Below are 17457 nucleotides of genomic sequence, written 5' to 3'. Positions count from 1 at the left end.
GTACCCATGAGAAATTTTGCTTCCATTGCACTTTTTACCATTGCCTTTCTAAGCGCCTGTACAGAGAAAAATTCGGAAACGTCTTCTGAAAACGAAATTCTATCCCTGAATGGGAACTGGCACTTTTTTGCCTCCAGCGATGAGAGTGATCAAGACCTACTAAATGCAGATTATGCACAATGGGACACCCTTACCGTTCCTGGTAATTGGGATGTTGAAAATGAATATGCCCACTTTAAGGGTAAAGGCTATTACCAAAGAGATTTTACCCTTCCCGAGAACTGGAACGACAAACAAATCCGATTAAAATTCGATGCTGTTTACGAAACATCCAAAGTATGGTTGAACGGCAAATTATTAGGTGAGCACGAAGGAGGCTATACCCCTTTTGAATTCAATATAACAGACCAAGTACGGACCGATAAACCCAACTCTCTTTTGGTCATGGCCGATAATACGTTTAAAAGAGGCGCTTGGTGGGCATGGGGCGGTATCAGCAGAGATGTTTCGCTACTCGCAAACAATAATGTACGTTTTGTATGGCAACACATTACCGCTGTGCCGGATTTTACTTCTAACGAAGTTGACTTTGCCATTTCGTATAAAATCGAGAACAATTCCAATGAGGTGCAAAACCTTGAAATAAATACCAAAATCAACAACCCTAATGGGCAGCAGTGGCATAATAAAACACTTAAAATACAGGTGCCCGCAAATAAGACCGTTGAAAAGACATTAAAATTCTCAAATGAGTTGAAAGAGGTTGAACTATGGCATTTTGACCGTCCAAACCTTTATGAACTGAAAAGTAATGTTTCAGCAGGTAACCAAGAAATTGATAGGGTAAAAGATAAGTTCGGTATTCGCAAAATGGAAGCCATTGGCGAACAACTTTATCTTAACAACGAACCTGTACGATTAAACGGTTTCAACCGAGTGCATGACCATCGTCTGTACGGGAACACAGAACCCGATGAGTTGATAAAAAACGACATTTTAGATATCAAAAAACTGGGCGGTAACTTCTCAAGAATTATGCATGCACCTTCTGCTGAAAACCTCTTAAAATTCTGTGATAGTATTGGGTACATGCTTATTGAAGAAATTCCGATTTGGGGTCGTGGTGCTCCAAACGCAATTCCAGATAATCCAAGAACGAAAAAATGGCTAGATGAAATGATTGCTCGCGATTTCAACCACGCAAGTGTTGTGGGTTGGAGTGTGGGCAACGAAATAGGCGACCCTGATGGTGATTGGCAAGAAATGACCATGACACCGGGGCAATATGAATATGTAAACGATATGATCGACCATGTGGCCAGTTTAGATTCCACAAGACTAAAAACGGTGGTCAGTTTTACATCCCATTTACCCTTAGCCAAGCCAGGGAACGAACCTTACGAAAAACTAGATTTATTATGCATGAACTCCTATGGGGAAACCTATGAAAAAGTGGGTAGAGCTCATGAAAAATTTCCTGGAAAACCTATTTTCATTTCCGAAATAGGTGATAACCAAATAGGACTCACTCCCGATGCTAAATTCACGGACCGACTTATAAGCGAACTGGGCAAAATTAGAACATTACCTTACGTGGTAGGTTCGTCTTTGTGGACGTATAATGATTATCGCAGCGATTACAAGGCAACTCCACCATCAGAAAATAGAGCTTGGGGTGTGGTTGATGTTTGGCGCAATAAGAAAAAGGCATACAAGCAAATTCAGGATATTTATGCACCCGTTCAAAGTTTAGGTGCTACCATGGACAAAAATGGAATAACAATCACTTTGCGCCCTAGAAACAAACAAGATATTCCCGCTTATATTATGGAGGGGTATACGCTGGTATACGAGCTTTTTAACGACCGAGACAAATCAATCGGTAAAGAACGAATTGATCTCCCGATCGTAAAACCTGGGGACGACTCCCTCGAATTCAGTTTCAAAAATGAGCAAAGTGCAACTCGAATAGATGTTTCCCTATGGTCGCCCATGCAAATTGAAGTTAAAACCTCCTCTTCAAAAGAATGGGAGAAACCGTTTGTTGAAAGCTCCAATTCTCCCGTTATAGAATTTTTGGGCAAGACAGATAATGGTATAGGCATAGGCTATACCGTGAGCGAAAAAGACTCCATTTTTACAGTTAAATACGGAAACAACAAACAAAACCTCAATAAAAAGAAGACCACAAACCTAAAAGGAGCTGTTAAAATTGAATGGCCACACAACGAACCTTTCTTTGTGAAAATAAAATCCGATATAACGGATTGGTCTCCCATAAAAGAACTTAAAAAGTAAATATTAATATAGCATCATCCCATATGAAACTGATTAAAATTCTACATCTGGCGCTTATACTTCTGCCTTTTACAGCGATATCGCAAAGCGATTCTTCCGAACGCCCCAATATTGTTTGGATAATGCTAGAAGATTGGAGTCCAGATTTAAGCTGTTACGGAACTAAAGGAATTGAAACCCCGGTTACCGATAAATTGGCCTCTGAAGGTGTGCGCTATACCAATGCTTTCTGTACTTCTCCCGTTTGTTCAACCTCCCGTTCTGCAATGCTTACGGGGTATCATCAAAATTATATTGGGGCAGAACAACACAGAACGGCAAAAGAAGAAAAAAAACCATTGCCTTTTGACATTAAACCTATGCCTTTACTTCTCAAAGAAGCGGGTTATTTTACATCTCTTTCAATCTATAATAAAACCGATGCCAATTTTAGCGGCGACTTAGGTTTTATGGGTAAGGATTGGAAGGAGCGTAAAAAAGGGCAACCTTTTTTCGCTCAGATTACCTTGGGAGGAACACATAGAGCTTGGAACCGTGACCCTAAAAACCCCATAGACCCATCAAAAATAGAGCTTCCCCCCTATTATGTTGATACGCCTTTTGCTCGACGCGATTGGGCGAATGGCCTTGAACAAATGCAAGTTTGCGACAGAGAAATTGGCGACATTCTACACCGACTTGATAAAGAAGGTTTGACGGATAACACTTTGATTTTCTTAATTGGAGACAACGGTAGATGCCATTTTCGTGGCAAGCAATTTTTGTACGACCCAGGTTTACAGGTTCCTCTTATTATAAAATGGCCCGGGCACGTAGCTCCTAACCAAGTGAACAAAGATATGGTTCAAACCATTGATATTACTGCTACCATCTTAGATGTAGCCGGCGCAAAACCTGAGCATCCATTACAAGGAAAGAATCTATTTAAAGAGGAATCCAAAAACAGGAAGTACATTTTCGCGGCACGCGGTCGTATGGGAGGAACACATGATGCTATGCGGGCTATCCGTTCAAATAAATACAAATTGATTCATAACCTAATGCCTGAACGAGCCTATTTGCAATACAGTGGTTACAAGGAAGATATGTATCCTATGCTGGCAGAAATGAATGTTATGAATTTGGAAGGAAAACTTAACGAAGATCAGGCCAAATTCTTTGCCCCTACCAAACCAGAGTTTGAGCTTTATGATATTGTAGCTGACCCTTATGAGCTGAACAATCTTGCTTCTGCCCCTGACTATGGAGACCTTAAGGATGAAATGTTGGAAGAACTTTATGTTTGGAGGAGGTCTATTAATGACAAAGGTGTTTCCCAAGAATTTAGAAAAGGTGGACTTTCATCAAAATACCCCACCCGAACTTTAGAGGAATGGAAAGAACGCTACGAAGCATGGAAACCGTGGGTTTTTAGAAAACCAAAAGAAAAAGTAAAACATCCTTTCGTTAAGAAAAACTATTAAAATATTTTGACTAAATGCAGCTCAAACCTCTCCTAACCAGCATTTTCATTTTAAGTCTCTGGTTTTGTCATGCTCAAAAGGCAGAATATGTTGCCGCTGGAGAAGAAGAACTTTTGTTAAGCGGTGATTGGAAATTCCATACTATTTACGGCGAAGGTTCCAATTACATTACTGTTTCCGAAACTCCTGAAGATATTGTAATTGAGAATTCCAGTAAAGAACATGTAAAGGTAAAAGGAGAATGGATATTGAAGACACAAGGCGACCGAGGTTCTACTTTCTATGGCAAAAACTACCTACAGCGTAGTTTTGGAAAAGATGAGTCTGAGAACAATTATGTGAGGTACAGTCCAGATTTACCCCAATCTGGGTTTTACGAGGCCTTTGTATGGTTTCCTTTCGCTTCGCACCTTACTGCCCAAGTAAACGTAAATCATGCTGGTGGTCTTACCTCTTCTTATTTTAACCAACGAAACCGATGTGACCAATGGTTAAGTTTAGGTGTATTCACTTTTGATAAAACCGATACCAATTATATTGAAGTGACCGCAATAACGGCAAATACCGTGGTTGCAGATGCCGTTATGTTCCGCCCGGTTTCCACCGAAAAAATGGAAACTTCCAAAGAAGAAAAAGCAACCATCTTTAAATCTGATTTTGACGATTCCAATTGGAAAAACCTAAGTGTACCGGGACATTGGGGAATGCTAAACGAATATTCCAATTACACGGGAATAGGTTGGTACCGCAAAACCTTTAACCTCCCTCCAAACTGGAAAAAGAGCTCAGAAGAACGTATTCGGATCAAGTTTGATGCCGTATATCACCTGGCAAAAATATTCTTGAACGGAGAGTTGATAGGTAGTCATCAAGGCGGTTTTACTCCGTTTGAATTTGACGTGACCGACGAACTCAATTTTAACGGTCCCAATGTAGTGGCCGTGGAGGTTGATAATAGTGCATTGGTAGGTGCTACATGGAATTGGGGCGGAATCATTCGTGATGTGCATTTGGTAAAAAACAATGATGTGCGCATCAGTTATCAGTACATACATGCCGAACCCGACCTAAAAAAAGGCTCTGCAAACCTGAAAATTAAAATTCGGGTCAAAAATTCATCCGCAAAAAAGCGTATGGTTTTGCTTGCTTCCCACATTGACGAAGCTCCACAAACAACTGATTTACAACACACGATAACTATACCGGCAAATAGCACAAAAGAAGTTCAGTTAGCAAGTACGTTGCCGGCAAGTGCAGTTAAATTATGGCATTTTGATGCGCCTCATTTATACCATATAACCACAACGGCAACTGAAGACGACAAAGTAGTTCATACTCAAAGAGACCGTTTTGGTATCAGAAAAGTAGAATTGACCGATTCCCAATTAATTTTAAACGGCGAACCTGTACGCTTAGCAGGTTTTAACCGTGTAAGCGACCATAGATATTGGGGTTCCTCAGAACCGCAATATTTAATCAATAAAGATGTAGACCTAATGAAAAATGCCGGTGCCAATTTTATGCGCATCATGCATGGCACACAGAATAAAAAGTTGATTGAGCGCTGTGATGAAAAAGGGATTCTAATTTTTGAGGAAGTCAATGTAAGAGAACTTACCAATCCTGAGTTTACGGCTCCAGATTATCCGTTGGCAAAACAATGGCTAAAAGAGATGATAGACCGCGATGTAAACCATCCTAGTATTATTGGCTGGAGTGTTGGCAACGAGCTAAAAGATCACTACGATTACGCTAAACTGACCATTGATTATGTTAAGAACGAGCTTGACCCCTACCGCTTAGTAACCTGTGTAAGTAACAGTGGATGGCGTGATACGGCAACTCCCGAGAACGACCCGAATTCGCTGGTAGATATGATTATGCACAACCTGTATCCGTTTCAAGGTAAACCGGAAGAAGTGTTTAAAACCCTACGTTCCAAATGGCCCGATAAACCTATTTTTATTTCTGAATATGGTATAAAACCAATGGCTACCACCTCCTTGGACGGTGATATTCCTGAAATATCAGAATGGAACTCAAGTTTACAAAACAAAAAACCTTTTGTAATTGGAGCTTCGTTGTGGACATTCAATGACTACCGAAGTGGTTACGCAGCAACATCACCTGAGGAAAATCGGGTATGGGGACTTGTAAATGCTTGGCGCCAAAAGCGGAAGTTATATAACAGAATAGAAAATGAGCATAGTCCTGTTGAGCAGTTAGAAGTATTGGACTTGGATGTTAAAAAAGGCCACGCACAAATTACGATTACGACCAAGAACTCGGGAAATTACCCAAGTTATACCTTAAGAAACCACAGTTTAGTCTGGTCGCTTCATAATACCAAAGGAGACACCTTAGCTAAGAATGCCGTAGAACTTCCCACGTTACAACCAGGAGATACTGCAAGTAAAATCAGTATGAATTGGAAACCGTATCTCACTGATGTCACCAGTTTAGATGTTCGCGTTCTTTCCCCCAACGGTTATCCCCGAAAGAAAAAACGTATTGCCCTAACCGTTCCTGAACGACCCTCAATTTCAACAATAGAAAATGGTGATGCTTCCGTTAGAATTCATTTTAATCCTGTTTTTAATGTAAATACCTACCATGTTACGCATCAAGATAATAAAGGGGAAATTGTAAAATCAAAAGAGACGATGACCAATTTCATAGAACTGAACAATTTAGAGAACGGAAAAGAATACTCCTTTAAAGTTATCGCCACGAATGAAAAAGGTGAAAGCAAGCCTTCCGAAACGCGGATGGCCAAACCTAATGGTAAAGTATTACCACCAGTTATCTGGGATGCATTTGTTGTTGGTGACAAACTTATTGTGGGCTATTCCGGAGAATCTAACGATGTGGAATATACCGTGAAATATGGGTTAAGAGAAACTTACTTTCAGTATAAAAGCACCACTATAACCAGAGGTATGACCGTTATTGCCTATGAAGGGGACGCTCCGCATTTTATCAGCATTATGAAAAAAACAAAAAATGGAAAGAGCGATTGGTCTAAACCAACACACGTTTATTCATTGATAAATTTTGACAAATAGAAATATGAAAAAATTAAATGTAATTCTTGCCTTTGCCACAGTTTCACTTCTCTTTTCGTGCAAATCGGAAAAGAAATCAAACTCGGAAGCTGAAACCTTGGCAAACTCAAATATTGCTGCGAACGAAGCGGTTCCCGATTATAAAATAGAATTCGGTGAAGTTTCTCCAAAATCCGTTTTCAGAAATGATAGTTTGAGCATCTGGGGCGGGTCGTTGGTCAAAGGAGAAGACGGACTATACCATATGTTCTATTCCCGATGGCTTAAGAATATAGGTTGGGAATGGGTAAATTATTCAGAAGTGGCCCATGCGGTTTCAGAATCGCCTTTCGGACCTTTTGAGCATAAAGATGTGACATTACCCGACCGCGGTGCTGAATTTTGGGACGGTTCTACCACCCATAACCCAACTGTGCATAAGTTTAACGGAAAATACTACTTGTATTATATGGGTAATACCGGAGACAAAAAGATTGTAAGTACCCCCGGTAAACCCAAGATTAACTGGGTACACCGTAACAATCAACGTATTGGTGTTGCCGTTGCCGACTCCCCCAACGGACCTTGGAAACGTTTTGACAAGCCCGTTTTAGATGTTTCCCCTAATGATGATTCTTATGACGCTCTAATGACTTCAAACCCATCCGTTTGTCAAATGCCAAATGGAAAAATATTAATGGTATATAAGGCTGTTGGCAAAACAGACCCATTGCCAGGCGGTGGTCCTGTAGTACATATGGTAGCTATTGCGGATTCGCCCACAGGTCCCTTCAAAAAATATCCTGATCCTGTCTTTACATTCGAAGGTGAACGTTTCCCTGCGGAAGACCCTTATATCTGGTACCAAGACGGTAAATTTAGAGCGATTGTAAAACGTATAAAACATGAAGGCAAAAAACGTGAATTCTCTTTGGTACATTATGATTCTGAAGATGGTATTAAGTGGGAAAAGGCCAAGAACTTTGAAATCTCTAAGCGCATTGTAACCTGGAAAAATGGCCGCGAACAACAATTTACCCATCTAGAACGGCCGCAAGTTTTCAGAGAAAATGGAGAACCGGTTGCACTGCTATGCGCTGCCGATACTCTTGATGCTAATGGGGTTCGAGAATCGTTCAATATTCAGATTCCTTTAAAAATCGAAAAAAACAAATAACTAAACACTTACAAACTAAAAACTCATTTCAAACTCTAAACCACATATTATGCAGCTCAAACCTCTGTACAAACACTATTTTTTGAGTTTTTTACTGGCGGGTTCTTTCATTGCCTGTTCAGATTCTAAATCAGAAAAAGCTCCTGCCGCTTCCGAAGAAACCGCTTCAACGGAACATCAAGTATTTCCACATAAACTACCTGCGGAAAAACCCGATATGCCATTGAGTGCTGCAGCCGAACGTATGTTTGATTATCCAGCTCCAAGAGTACAGGACAACGAACTTTTTTCTCAATTTAAATACACACGTTTAAAAGGTTTTGACTACAATGGCGGTGATGGAACCGTATCGCGTCGTGACCCTTCAAGACCCATTTTGGTAGATGGCAAATACTACATGTACTACACCAAAAGGGACACCAAAGTGCCACCTATTGGTTGGAACCGTGCTAAAGAGGCTACAGATGAAATTCCCTCTACGGATTGGGACCTTTGCGATATTTGGTATGCTACGAGTGAAGACGGAAACTCATGGAAAGAAGAAGGTATCGCTATTAAAAGACCTGAAAAACCAAATCCTGGTTGGCGCTCGGTTGCTACTCCCGATATTTTAATTTGGAAAGGAAAATACTACCTCTACTACCAAGCCTTTAACGAGCCAAGTGGATTGAGAGGTGACTGGTGCCCGGTTTCCGTATCGTATGCCGATTCACCTGCCGGTCCATGGACACATGGAGGAGATTCTGTAATTCCTTTTGGAAAGAAAGGGGAATGGGATCAGGATGCCACACACGATCCACAGCCCATAGTTTACAAGGGAAAAATTCACCTGTATTACAAAGCCGCCTATAATAAGTGGCCGGACATTCGTGATAAGTATGCCGTAGGTCATGGTCTTGCCATTGCCGAAGATCCCCTTGGTCCATTTGAAAAACACCCTTTAAACCCAGTTATGACTTCCGGACACGAGACCACTTATTTCCCGTTTAAGGAAGGTGTAGCCACATTGGCCATAAAAGATGGTAATGAAAGATACACCATGCAATATGCCAAAGATGGTGTCAATTTTGAAATTGCTTCGGTTGTGTCCCTAGCACCTACGGCAGCAGCTCCTTTTGCTGCGGATGCTTTTACCGATTCGGGTAACGGAAGAGGAGTTACTTGGGGACTTAGTCATTTCACAAATGCGGGCAGGAGCTCTAAAAAAGCATATTCCATTATGGCGCGTTTTGATTGTGACCTGAGTTTAGATGTTGATATTCCCTCTTATAAAAAAACAGGAGTGTATCATGACCCTGAAGTTTATTTTGCACAAAAACCTAATGAAAATAGAAATCCCGAAGGACGATAAAACAGTTTCCCTTTGAAATTATAACAGTCCGTGAGTAGGTTGTTAAACAGTGGTAAAAGCTTAATAAATACCTTACATTTAGCAAAGGACTTTTTTGAGGATCAAGGAGCTATCTATCCTCTTGCTCGTTCAAAAAAGTCCTTTTATAGTTCAATGACAACCAAACCACCGCTTACATGAAATACTCGTCTATTTTTCTCGTTTTAATCGCCCTACTCCCTATCAATCCCTGCTTTGGACAAAATCAAAATAATCGCCCACCTAACGTAGTTCTCGTTTTTATTGATGACGAAGGCTATGGGGATGTTGGTGTGTATGGTGCCACGGGTTTTGAAACCCCAAATATTGACCATCTGGCCGCTAAAGGCACACGATTTACCAATTATTATGCCGCGCAACCGGTTTGCAGCGCATCGCGAGCAGGTCTTTTAACCGGTTGTTACCCCAATAGAATAGGGTTTTCAGGTGCACTTTTCCCAAAACATGACATTGGACTGAACAAAGACGAACTTACCATTGCAGAAATGTTCAAAAAGCAAGACTATAAAACGGCATGTTTTGGGAAATGGCATTTGGGCTGGCAAAAAGCATTCTTACCTCTACAACATGGGTTTGACGAATTTGTTGGCCTGCCCTACTCTAATGACATGTGGCCACAAGATAATGTTACCGGTGAAAATCTTTCCGATAAGATGAACAGAGCTAACTTTCCGGACCTACCTTTAATTGAAGGAAACAAAGCTACATCCTACATCAAGAATTTACAGGATCAAGACCAACTAACTACGATCTACACTGAAAAAGCTGTCGACTTTATAAATCGAAATGCAGACGAGCCCTTTTTTCTATATGTACCGCACACCATGGCCCATATACCGCTGGGCGTTTCGGATAAGTTTAGGGGAAAAAGCGAGCAAGGACTTTACGGCGATGCGATGATGGAAATTGATTGGTCCGTTGGTGAAATCGATAAGGCCCTTAAAACAAACGGAATTGCCGATAATACCATCTTTATTTTTACCACGGATAATGGGCCTTGGCTAAATTTCGGAAATCATGCTGGGTCTTCCGGTGGTTTACGCGAGGGGAAAACCACCAGTTGGGAAGGCGGACAACGTGTGCCCTTTATCATTCGGTGGCCAGGCAATACTCCAGAAGGAACGGTTACGCACAAATTGGCCTGTGCCGTAGATTTACTTCCTACGTTCGCGGCCATTACAAACGGAAAATTATCCAACCATAAAATAGATGGCGTAGATATTTCATCTCTCTGGAAAGGAAAATTTTCCGAAACGCCCCGTAACACCATATTATATTATCACGGGAAGAACAACCTAAACGGAGTACGAAAAGGCAATTGGAAACTGGTATTGCCCCATACTTACGCCAGCTATAACACAGAACCCGGTAATAACGGTAATGGTGGTAGACGCATAAAAACGGTTGTTGAGGAACCTGAACTTTACGACATGATGCGTGACCCAGGCGAAAGGTTCAACGTAATTGCTTATTACCCAGAAAAAGTAAAAGAACTGATGCTTGAGGTCAATAAAGCTAGAAAAGAACTTGGCGACCTTAACGTTGGTATCGAAAAAGGTACCGAGAACCGAGAAATCGGGAAACTATAACAAATCACTTGAACTCAAAACAACTCCATATGAAACTCAACAAATTCTTCTTTTTAGTGGCTTCACTACTTCCACTACTCTCAATCGCACAAGAAAAGAAACCTAATATTGTTTGGATTTTTTCCGATGACCATTCCTATCAAACTATTGGTGCGTATGGCGGTAAACTTCAAACTTTAAACCCTACCCCAAACATTGATAAATTGGCTGCCCAGGGAATGCGATTTGATAAAGCTTATGTTGAAAATTCTATATGTGCCCCTAGTAGAGCCACTTTATTGACGGGAAAAATGAGCCACCTCCATAAAAAACTGGACAACACCAAGAAAACCATTTTTGACCACGATCAACAACAGTTTCAGAAAATCCTTCGTCAGAACGGTTATCAAACGGCTATGATCGGAAAGATACACCTGCCAGGTAAAATGCAAGGTTTTGATTATTGGGAGGTGTTACCGGGACAAGGAAAATACTACAATCCCGATTTTATCACCGAAGAAGGTAATACCAATTACAAAGGTGAATATGTAACGGATGTTATTACAGACCGAGCCCTTAACTGGCTTGAAAACGAGCGTGATCAGGACAAACCGTTTATGATGATGGTACACCATAAAGCACCACATCGTAATTGGGACCCTGCGGAGCGCTATATGAACAAATATGAAGACGTAGAAATTCCCGAGCCGGACAACTTTTTTGATGATTATGCTACACGTACTACAGCGGCCCATAAACAAGAAATGGATATTGCCACAAGCATGAATACCCATATTGATTTAAAAGCCGAAGGTGACCGCTACGCGAACGACCCAAGGTACAAACAGCGTTTTGAAAAGTTCAAAGCGGATAACCTTAAAGGCAAAGACCTTGTTAAATGGAAATATCAAACCTACATTAAAGACTATTTACGTTGCATTTGGTCCGTAGACGAAAGTGTGGGCGAAATAATGGCTTCGTTGAAAGCGCAAGGGCTTGATGAAAATACCATCGTAATCTATTCTTCTGATCAGGGTTTTTATATGGGTGAACACGGCTGGTTCGATAAACGTTTTATGTATGAAGAATCTTTCCGTACACCCCTTATCGTAAAATGGCCCGGTACCGTTAAACCGGGAAGCGTCAATACCGAATTGGTTCAGAATATAGATTTTGCAGAAACCTTTCTTGATCTTGCCGATGCCCCTATTCCAAATGATATGCAAGGTAAAAGTGTAGTACCGCTTCTAAAGGGAAAAGCCCCTAAAAACTGGCGAAAATCTATGTACTACCATTACTATGAATACCCTGGAGCACATGCGGTACGTCGTCATGAAGGGGTTGCAAATAAACGCTACAAACTCATTCGGTTTTATGGCGAGGATGTTCCTAACGGGGAAGAGTGGGAGTTTTATGACTTAAAAAATGACCCTTCGGAAATGAACAATATGTATGGTACTTCGGCCACCGAAAAAAAGGTTGCTGAAATGAAAAAAGAACTTAACGAGCTGCGTACTCAATATGCGGTTACCCAATAAAATAACTCCGTTATACAAACTGAAGATAGAATGAAAAAAATAGTATTGGCAGCCTTAATATTGGCTTCTATGTATTGCAATGCCCAGGAAACAAATGAAACCAGAAAGTTTGAACCCTATGTCAATCAATTAGGCTATAACCTAAACGAATCAAAACGCTTTGTTTGCTATGGGGCCGAAGATGGTACTTCTTTTAAAATTACAAACACCGGCACTTCAAAAGTTGTTTTTGAAGGAGAAATACTGAACAACGAAGGTTGGTTTTCAGATTTTAATCCGGACGGAATTACCGATGAATTTATAATTACGGTTGATGGCCATGGCAGTTCGGTTCCATTTTTAGTAGCCGATCACCTTCTGGAAACAACATCCTCAAAATTAGCCTATGACTTTTTTGTAGATGCCAGAGGATTTTCAGATTTAAACACCTATGATATGGCTGCGGTCTACGGTGGAGGACCTACGCGTGATGGTGGTGCTTACGGATTAGAAACTATTTTTGAAATTCTACAATATGCCAGTAACCCTGCGCTTTTTGACAACTGGAAATCTGAATTGGGCGATAAAAAAGTAGCCGACCTCATTGAACTGATTCTTTGGCATGCCGAATTTGCGTACAAGTATGTAGATTATAACGGTCCCGTAAAAAAACGCCATGGTACTTTAGGCTACCAAGGACAACCCAGAATGACCTATGATTATTGGAATACTTTAGATCAACTGGCTGCAGTTTGCGCTGCATACCATACTTTTCTAAAACCGCATCTAGACGAAGAAACCTATCAAAAATATCGAAAAGCCTGCTTGGACAACTGGGAAGCCTATGACCGGCATAAGGTGGTCCGGTTTTGGACGTATAGTACCAAATGGGTAGACCAAGGTTTTCAGGAATTCAATGAAATGGGCAATGCCTACGGGCAATCGGTTTTTCGTAATCTTTTAATGTATGAATGTGAAAGACATGAAAAAGATGGTTCACCGGAAAAATTTCTAAAATGGGCACAAGCCGGTGCATCGGATATTATAAAGAATTGGGATTTTGAAAATCCCAGACATATGTGGTGGATTAGAAATGCAGAACATATTACCCCACAAGCATTATCTTTCTTTTTATTATTGGCGCCTGAAAAAGCACCAAAAGAGACCAAAGAAAAACTGGAAGCCTGGGCACTTCACATGAAACAAAAAACCAATAATTTCTGGAAATATCGCATGCATAGCGAAACCGAATGGGCTCACCCAAAAACCAAAGAATTGGGAGGTGCACCTGCTCTTGGCGGATCTATGTTCGCTATAGCCTACCTATTGGAAGACCCTGAGCTACGAGCATTAGGATGGGCACAAACTGATTTTGTTTTTGGTGTAAACCCTGTTGGCACCCACCTGAGCAACAAAAGTGATGACCGAGTGAAAATTGGTGGTTATTGGCCAGGGGTTGAAAAAGGATGGCCACAATCCCATCCGCATGGGTATGGGGAATTGGGCAAAGTAAGAGGAACTTTAGATGGTTCTCCATTGGATAGTCAATTTCCTATAGCCGAAACCGTGGAAGCGATTGAAGGTAAAAATGAAGGTCGGGTTTTTGGTAAAAATGCCTACGCAACAGAAGGTTGGGGCATCTCCAACCGTGGATGGCAAGCTACGCTAACCTTTTCTACTTTGGGCAGTCATAGTCTAAAAATTCTTGATTCTGAAAGTACAACAGAAATTAGCGAGGTAAAACCCGGTCAGACGGTGAATATCCTGTTAAAAGCAGCTCTTAATGTGGACAGAAACACTAAAGATAAAGGCTGGGTTCTATTAAAAACAGGGGAACAAACTGAAAAAATAGCGCTTACCGAAACAGGTATAAACACTGGAATCTTTACTACCAAGTTTAAAATTCCCAAAAATACAGATGTAAATATTTTAGAACTATCTTACGGGTTCTTAGGATTTGAACAATCTTTGACCCTGAACGTACAGCACTAATTTAACGTCATTTTTAACATGAAACATTTTTCAAATTATCTAGTATTTTTTATTCTCGTAACAACGTTACTTTCATGTAAAAACGAGCCTAAAAAAACGGTTATGGACAATGCTGAACAAGAGATTGAAAATTCAAATTTAAAACTACTCGTCGGGACGCATGCAAGCGGTGACGAACAAGGTATATATCAATTAGACTTTAATGCTGAGACCGGAGAGTTATCAAATTCAGAGCATTTGGTGAAAGAAGACAATTCTGGGTATTTATACCTCTCCAAAGATGGCAAGCGCGTATATTCTTCCAACGGAACAAAACCGGGAAGTGTATCGGCATTTGAGTGGAACGAAGACGGAACTCAATTAACCAAAACCTCAAATTTTTCCAGTGAAGGCGATGGTGCTTGTTACATTGAGTTAAGTCCTAAGGAAGATCTTCTTGCCGCTGCCAATTATGGTTCAGGAGGTATTGTTATGTACCCTGTTGATGAAAAAGGAAATATCATAGACCAACCAGATGCCAAACAACATGTTGGCACAGGACCTCATAAAAATCAGAAATCGGCGCATGCGCACTGTGTAAAATTCAGTAAAGCAGGTGACTTTTTATATGCCGTAGATTTAGGAATCGATAAAATACTCGCCTACCCCATTGATAGTGATGATAAGCTAGGAAAGGTGCATATAGCCTTACAATTGGATCCTGGGGATGGTCCACGTCATCTTATTTTTCATCCAACAAAAAACAGGGTGTACATAATTAATGAATTAGGAAGTTCCGTAGTTTCTGCCAATGTGGATACCGAAACGGGAACTTTTACCAGAATTGATAAGAAAAGTACTTTACCGGAAGATTACGATGGAGATAACGCCTGTGCCGATATTCACTTGAGCAATGATGGTAAATTTCTATATGCAAGTAATAGAGGCCATAACAGTATAGCAACCTTTTCCGTATCCGATACAGGACAGTTGAATTTACTGGGGACCGAGTCCGTTCAGGGTGATTGGCCTAGAAACTTCTCACTATCACCGGATAATAATTTTCTGCTCGTAGCGAACAGAAAAACGGGAAATATAACTGTATTTAAAAGAGATGCAAGCTCTGGACTATTGTCCTTTACGGGTCATGAAGCAAAATTGCCTCAGCCTGTGTGTTTAAAATTTAGATAGCTTGCTCCCCTATTGGACTTCAAAAGAGTAAAAAAATTGCCATGAATTTACAGTGCCAATAAGAGAGCTCCGATTAGCTATCTTCTAAAATTAGATACTATCTATATCTATATACTTATGTTCTTGTTCTACAAGTTCTATGCGCATACGTTGCTCTCCCGCAGGGAAATCCCATATTAAAGAATCGCCTTGAGCATAACCAATTACAGCAGCTCCCATTGGAGTTAAGATGGATATTTTACTATTGTATACATCGCTTTCCGTGGGAAGTACCAGTTTAAACTTCTTTGTCCACCCATTTTCGGAGGTAATAGTAATAGTAGAATTGAACCGGATTACATCTTCGGGCATATCCGCCTCATCGTGTATTTGAGCCGATTCCAACTCACCCACCAATTTCTCTACTGATTTACGTAAAGTTTTATCCTTATAATAGCCTGAAAGGTTCATGAATCTCTTCAACAACACATATTCTTTCTTTTCTATAACCAAGCCACCGTATTTCATTTTACTAGTATTTATGGAAAAATTCCTCTTTGTACATACGTTTCTTCAAGTCTTTCAATTGCAATGATAAACGCGGCGGTTCTCATATCAATCTCTCTTTTAACCGAAGTTTCCACTACCTTAGTGAACGATTCCCTAAGCTTTTTTTCCAGTTTTTCCAAAACTTCATTTAACTGCCAAATCTCACCGTTACGGTTCTGAAGCCATTCAAAATAACTTCCTATTACCCCTCCGGAATTGCAAAGAATATCCGGTAAGATGGTAACGCCTCGTTTTAACAAAATTTCTTCCGCTTCAACATCTGTTGGTCCATTTGCACCTTCTGCAATTAAATATGCTTTTATTTTTGAAGCATTAGTCGCAGTAATTACGTTACCCAAGGCTGCAGGAATACATATATCACAATCCAAACCGAAAAAATCCGCATTCTCTAAGGTTTCCGCTCCGGAAAAGCCCATGATACTGCCTTTATTAGCCTTAGTATACGCCAATAGATCATCTACGGAAATACCTTCTTCATTTATGATACTACCGTAAGCATCTTGAACGGCAACCATTGAGGCCCCTTCTTTCTCAAGAAAGTAAGCTGCCCAAAAGCCCACATTACCAAAACCTTGGACAATAAAGCGTTTATCCTTTAACTCTATATTCTTGTGTTCTGCCCAAAATTTAATATTCAGAAAAACACCGTAGCCCGTTGCCCTATCACGACCTTGTGAGCCACCGGCGCCAATAGGTTTTCCGGTTACCACATGCATGTTAGTTGACCTTTCTGCCGGAGATTTTGTAGACATATACGTATCCAAAATCCAAGCCATAGTCTGCGGGTTGGTATTTACATCCGGAGCGGGAATATCCAACTCAGGACCAATATTGTCGCCCAATGCATAGGTAAACCTTCTGGTAATACGCTGCAATTCCTCGTTTGAATATTTTGTTGGGTCTAACTGAATACCTCCTTTAGCACCGCCATAAGGCAAACCTGCCAAAGAAGTTTTCCAAGTCATCCACATGGCCAAAGCCCTAGCCGCATCTATATCTACCGTTGGGTGATAACGCAAACCACCTTTATAGGGGCCCAAAGAATTGTTATGCTGTACTCTATAGCCCGTAAATATTTCAACTTTGCCATCATCCATCCTCACAGGAAAATGAACGACCAATTCATTATTGGTGACTTCTAATATCTTTCTGATATTAGAGTTTAAACCAATGATGTCCGCGGCATTATCAAATTGTCGCATGACGTTGGAGAGCATGCCTTGCTTTACAGCCGTTTTCTGCTCAGGAGTTTTTACAATCATAGATTTACACTTAAAATAAGACCTTTT

At 40.7% G+C, this 17457-nt stretch carries 11 protein-coding genes; 9 read left to right on the top strand and 2 right to left on the bottom strand.

What is annotated here, in order from left to right; genetic code table 11:
- Nucleotides 1–6: 6 nt before the first annotated feature.
- From P0077_RS15585 to P0077_RS15545, 9 genes are all read left to right on the top strand, one after another.
- Entirely contained in the window at nucleotides 7–2298 is a 2292-nt protein-coding gene (locus tag P0077_RS15585) for a glycoside hydrolase family 2 protein (protein ID WP_276166136.1), read from the top strand.
- Between the two features lie 23 nt (nucleotides 2299–2321).
- The gene (locus tag P0077_RS15580; protein ID WP_276166135.1) at nucleotides 2322–3761 is read left to right on the top strand and encodes a sulfatase family protein; all 1440 of its coding nucleotides are present in this window, start codon (nucleotides 2322–2324) and stop codon (nucleotides 3759–3761) included.
- A 14-nt stretch (nucleotides 3762–3775) separates the two neighbouring features.
- The gene (locus P0077_RS15575) at nucleotides 3776–6826 is read left to right on the top strand and encodes a glycoside hydrolase family 2 TIM barrel-domain containing protein (RefSeq protein ID WP_276166134.1); all 3051 of its coding nucleotides are present in this window, start codon (nucleotides 3776–3778) and stop codon (nucleotides 6824–6826) included.
- A 4-nt stretch (nucleotides 6827–6830) separates the two neighbouring features.
- Nucleotides 6831–7982, top strand: a complete 1152-nt coding sequence (locus P0077_RS15570) for a glycoside hydrolase family protein (RefSeq protein ID WP_276166133.1) — start codon at nucleotides 6831–6833, stop codon at nucleotides 7980–7982.
- Nucleotides 7983–8031: 49 nt separating this feature from the next.
- Nucleotides 8032–9333, top strand: a complete 1302-nt coding sequence (locus P0077_RS15565) for a glycoside hydrolase family 117 protein (protein WP_276166132.1) — start codon at nucleotides 8032–8034, stop codon at nucleotides 9331–9333.
- Nucleotides 9334–9509: 176 nt separating this feature from the next.
- Nucleotides 9510–10961: a sulfatase family protein gene (locus tag P0077_RS15560; protein ID WP_276166131.1), complete on the top strand. Its 1452-nt coding sequence runs from the start codon at nucleotides 9510–9512 to the stop codon at nucleotides 10959–10961.
- Between the two features lie 29 nt (nucleotides 10962–10990).
- Nucleotides 10991–12478, top strand: a complete 1488-nt coding sequence (locus P0077_RS15555) for a sulfatase family protein (RefSeq protein WP_276166130.1) — start codon at nucleotides 10991–10993, stop codon at nucleotides 12476–12478.
- A gap of 30 nt (nucleotides 12479–12508) precedes the next feature.
- Nucleotides 12509–14449: an early set domain-containing protein gene (locus tag P0077_RS15550; RefSeq protein ID WP_276166129.1), complete on the top strand. Its 1941-nt coding sequence runs from the start codon at nucleotides 12509–12511 to the stop codon at nucleotides 14447–14449.
- Nucleotides 14450–14551: 102 nt separating this feature from the next.
- Nucleotides 14552–15619, top strand: coding sequence for a lactonase family protein (locus tag P0077_RS15545; protein ID WP_276166128.1), 1068 nt, complete (start codon nucleotides 14552–14554; stop codon nucleotides 15617–15619).
- Nucleotides 15620–15709: 90 nt separating this feature from the next.
- Here P0077_RS15545 and P0077_RS15540 read toward each other — a convergent pair whose 3' ends face one another.
- Together P0077_RS15540 and P0077_RS15535 are read right to left on the bottom strand one after the other, a co-directional pair.
- A complete protein-coding gene (locus P0077_RS15540; protein ID WP_276166127.1) occupies nucleotides 15710–16126 on the bottom strand; it encodes a GreA/GreB family elongation factor in 417 nt (138 codons plus the stop codon).
- 11 nt (nucleotides 16127–16137) lie between these two features.
- Nucleotides 16138–17430 (bottom strand): Glu/Leu/Phe/Val family dehydrogenase, encoded by a 1293-nt coding sequence (locus tag P0077_RS15535; protein WP_276166126.1) that lies wholly within the window; start codon nucleotides 17428–17430, stop codon nucleotides 16138–16140.
- Nucleotides 17431–17457: the final 27 nt, after the last annotated feature.

The sequence above is a fragment of the Zobellia alginiliquefaciens genome (assembly GCF_029323795.1).
Lineage (GTDB): Bacteria > Bacteroidota > Bacteroidia > Flavobacteriales > Flavobacteriaceae > Zobellia > Zobellia alginiliquefaciens.
This window is presented reverse-complemented; position numbering and strand designations above follow the sequence as displayed.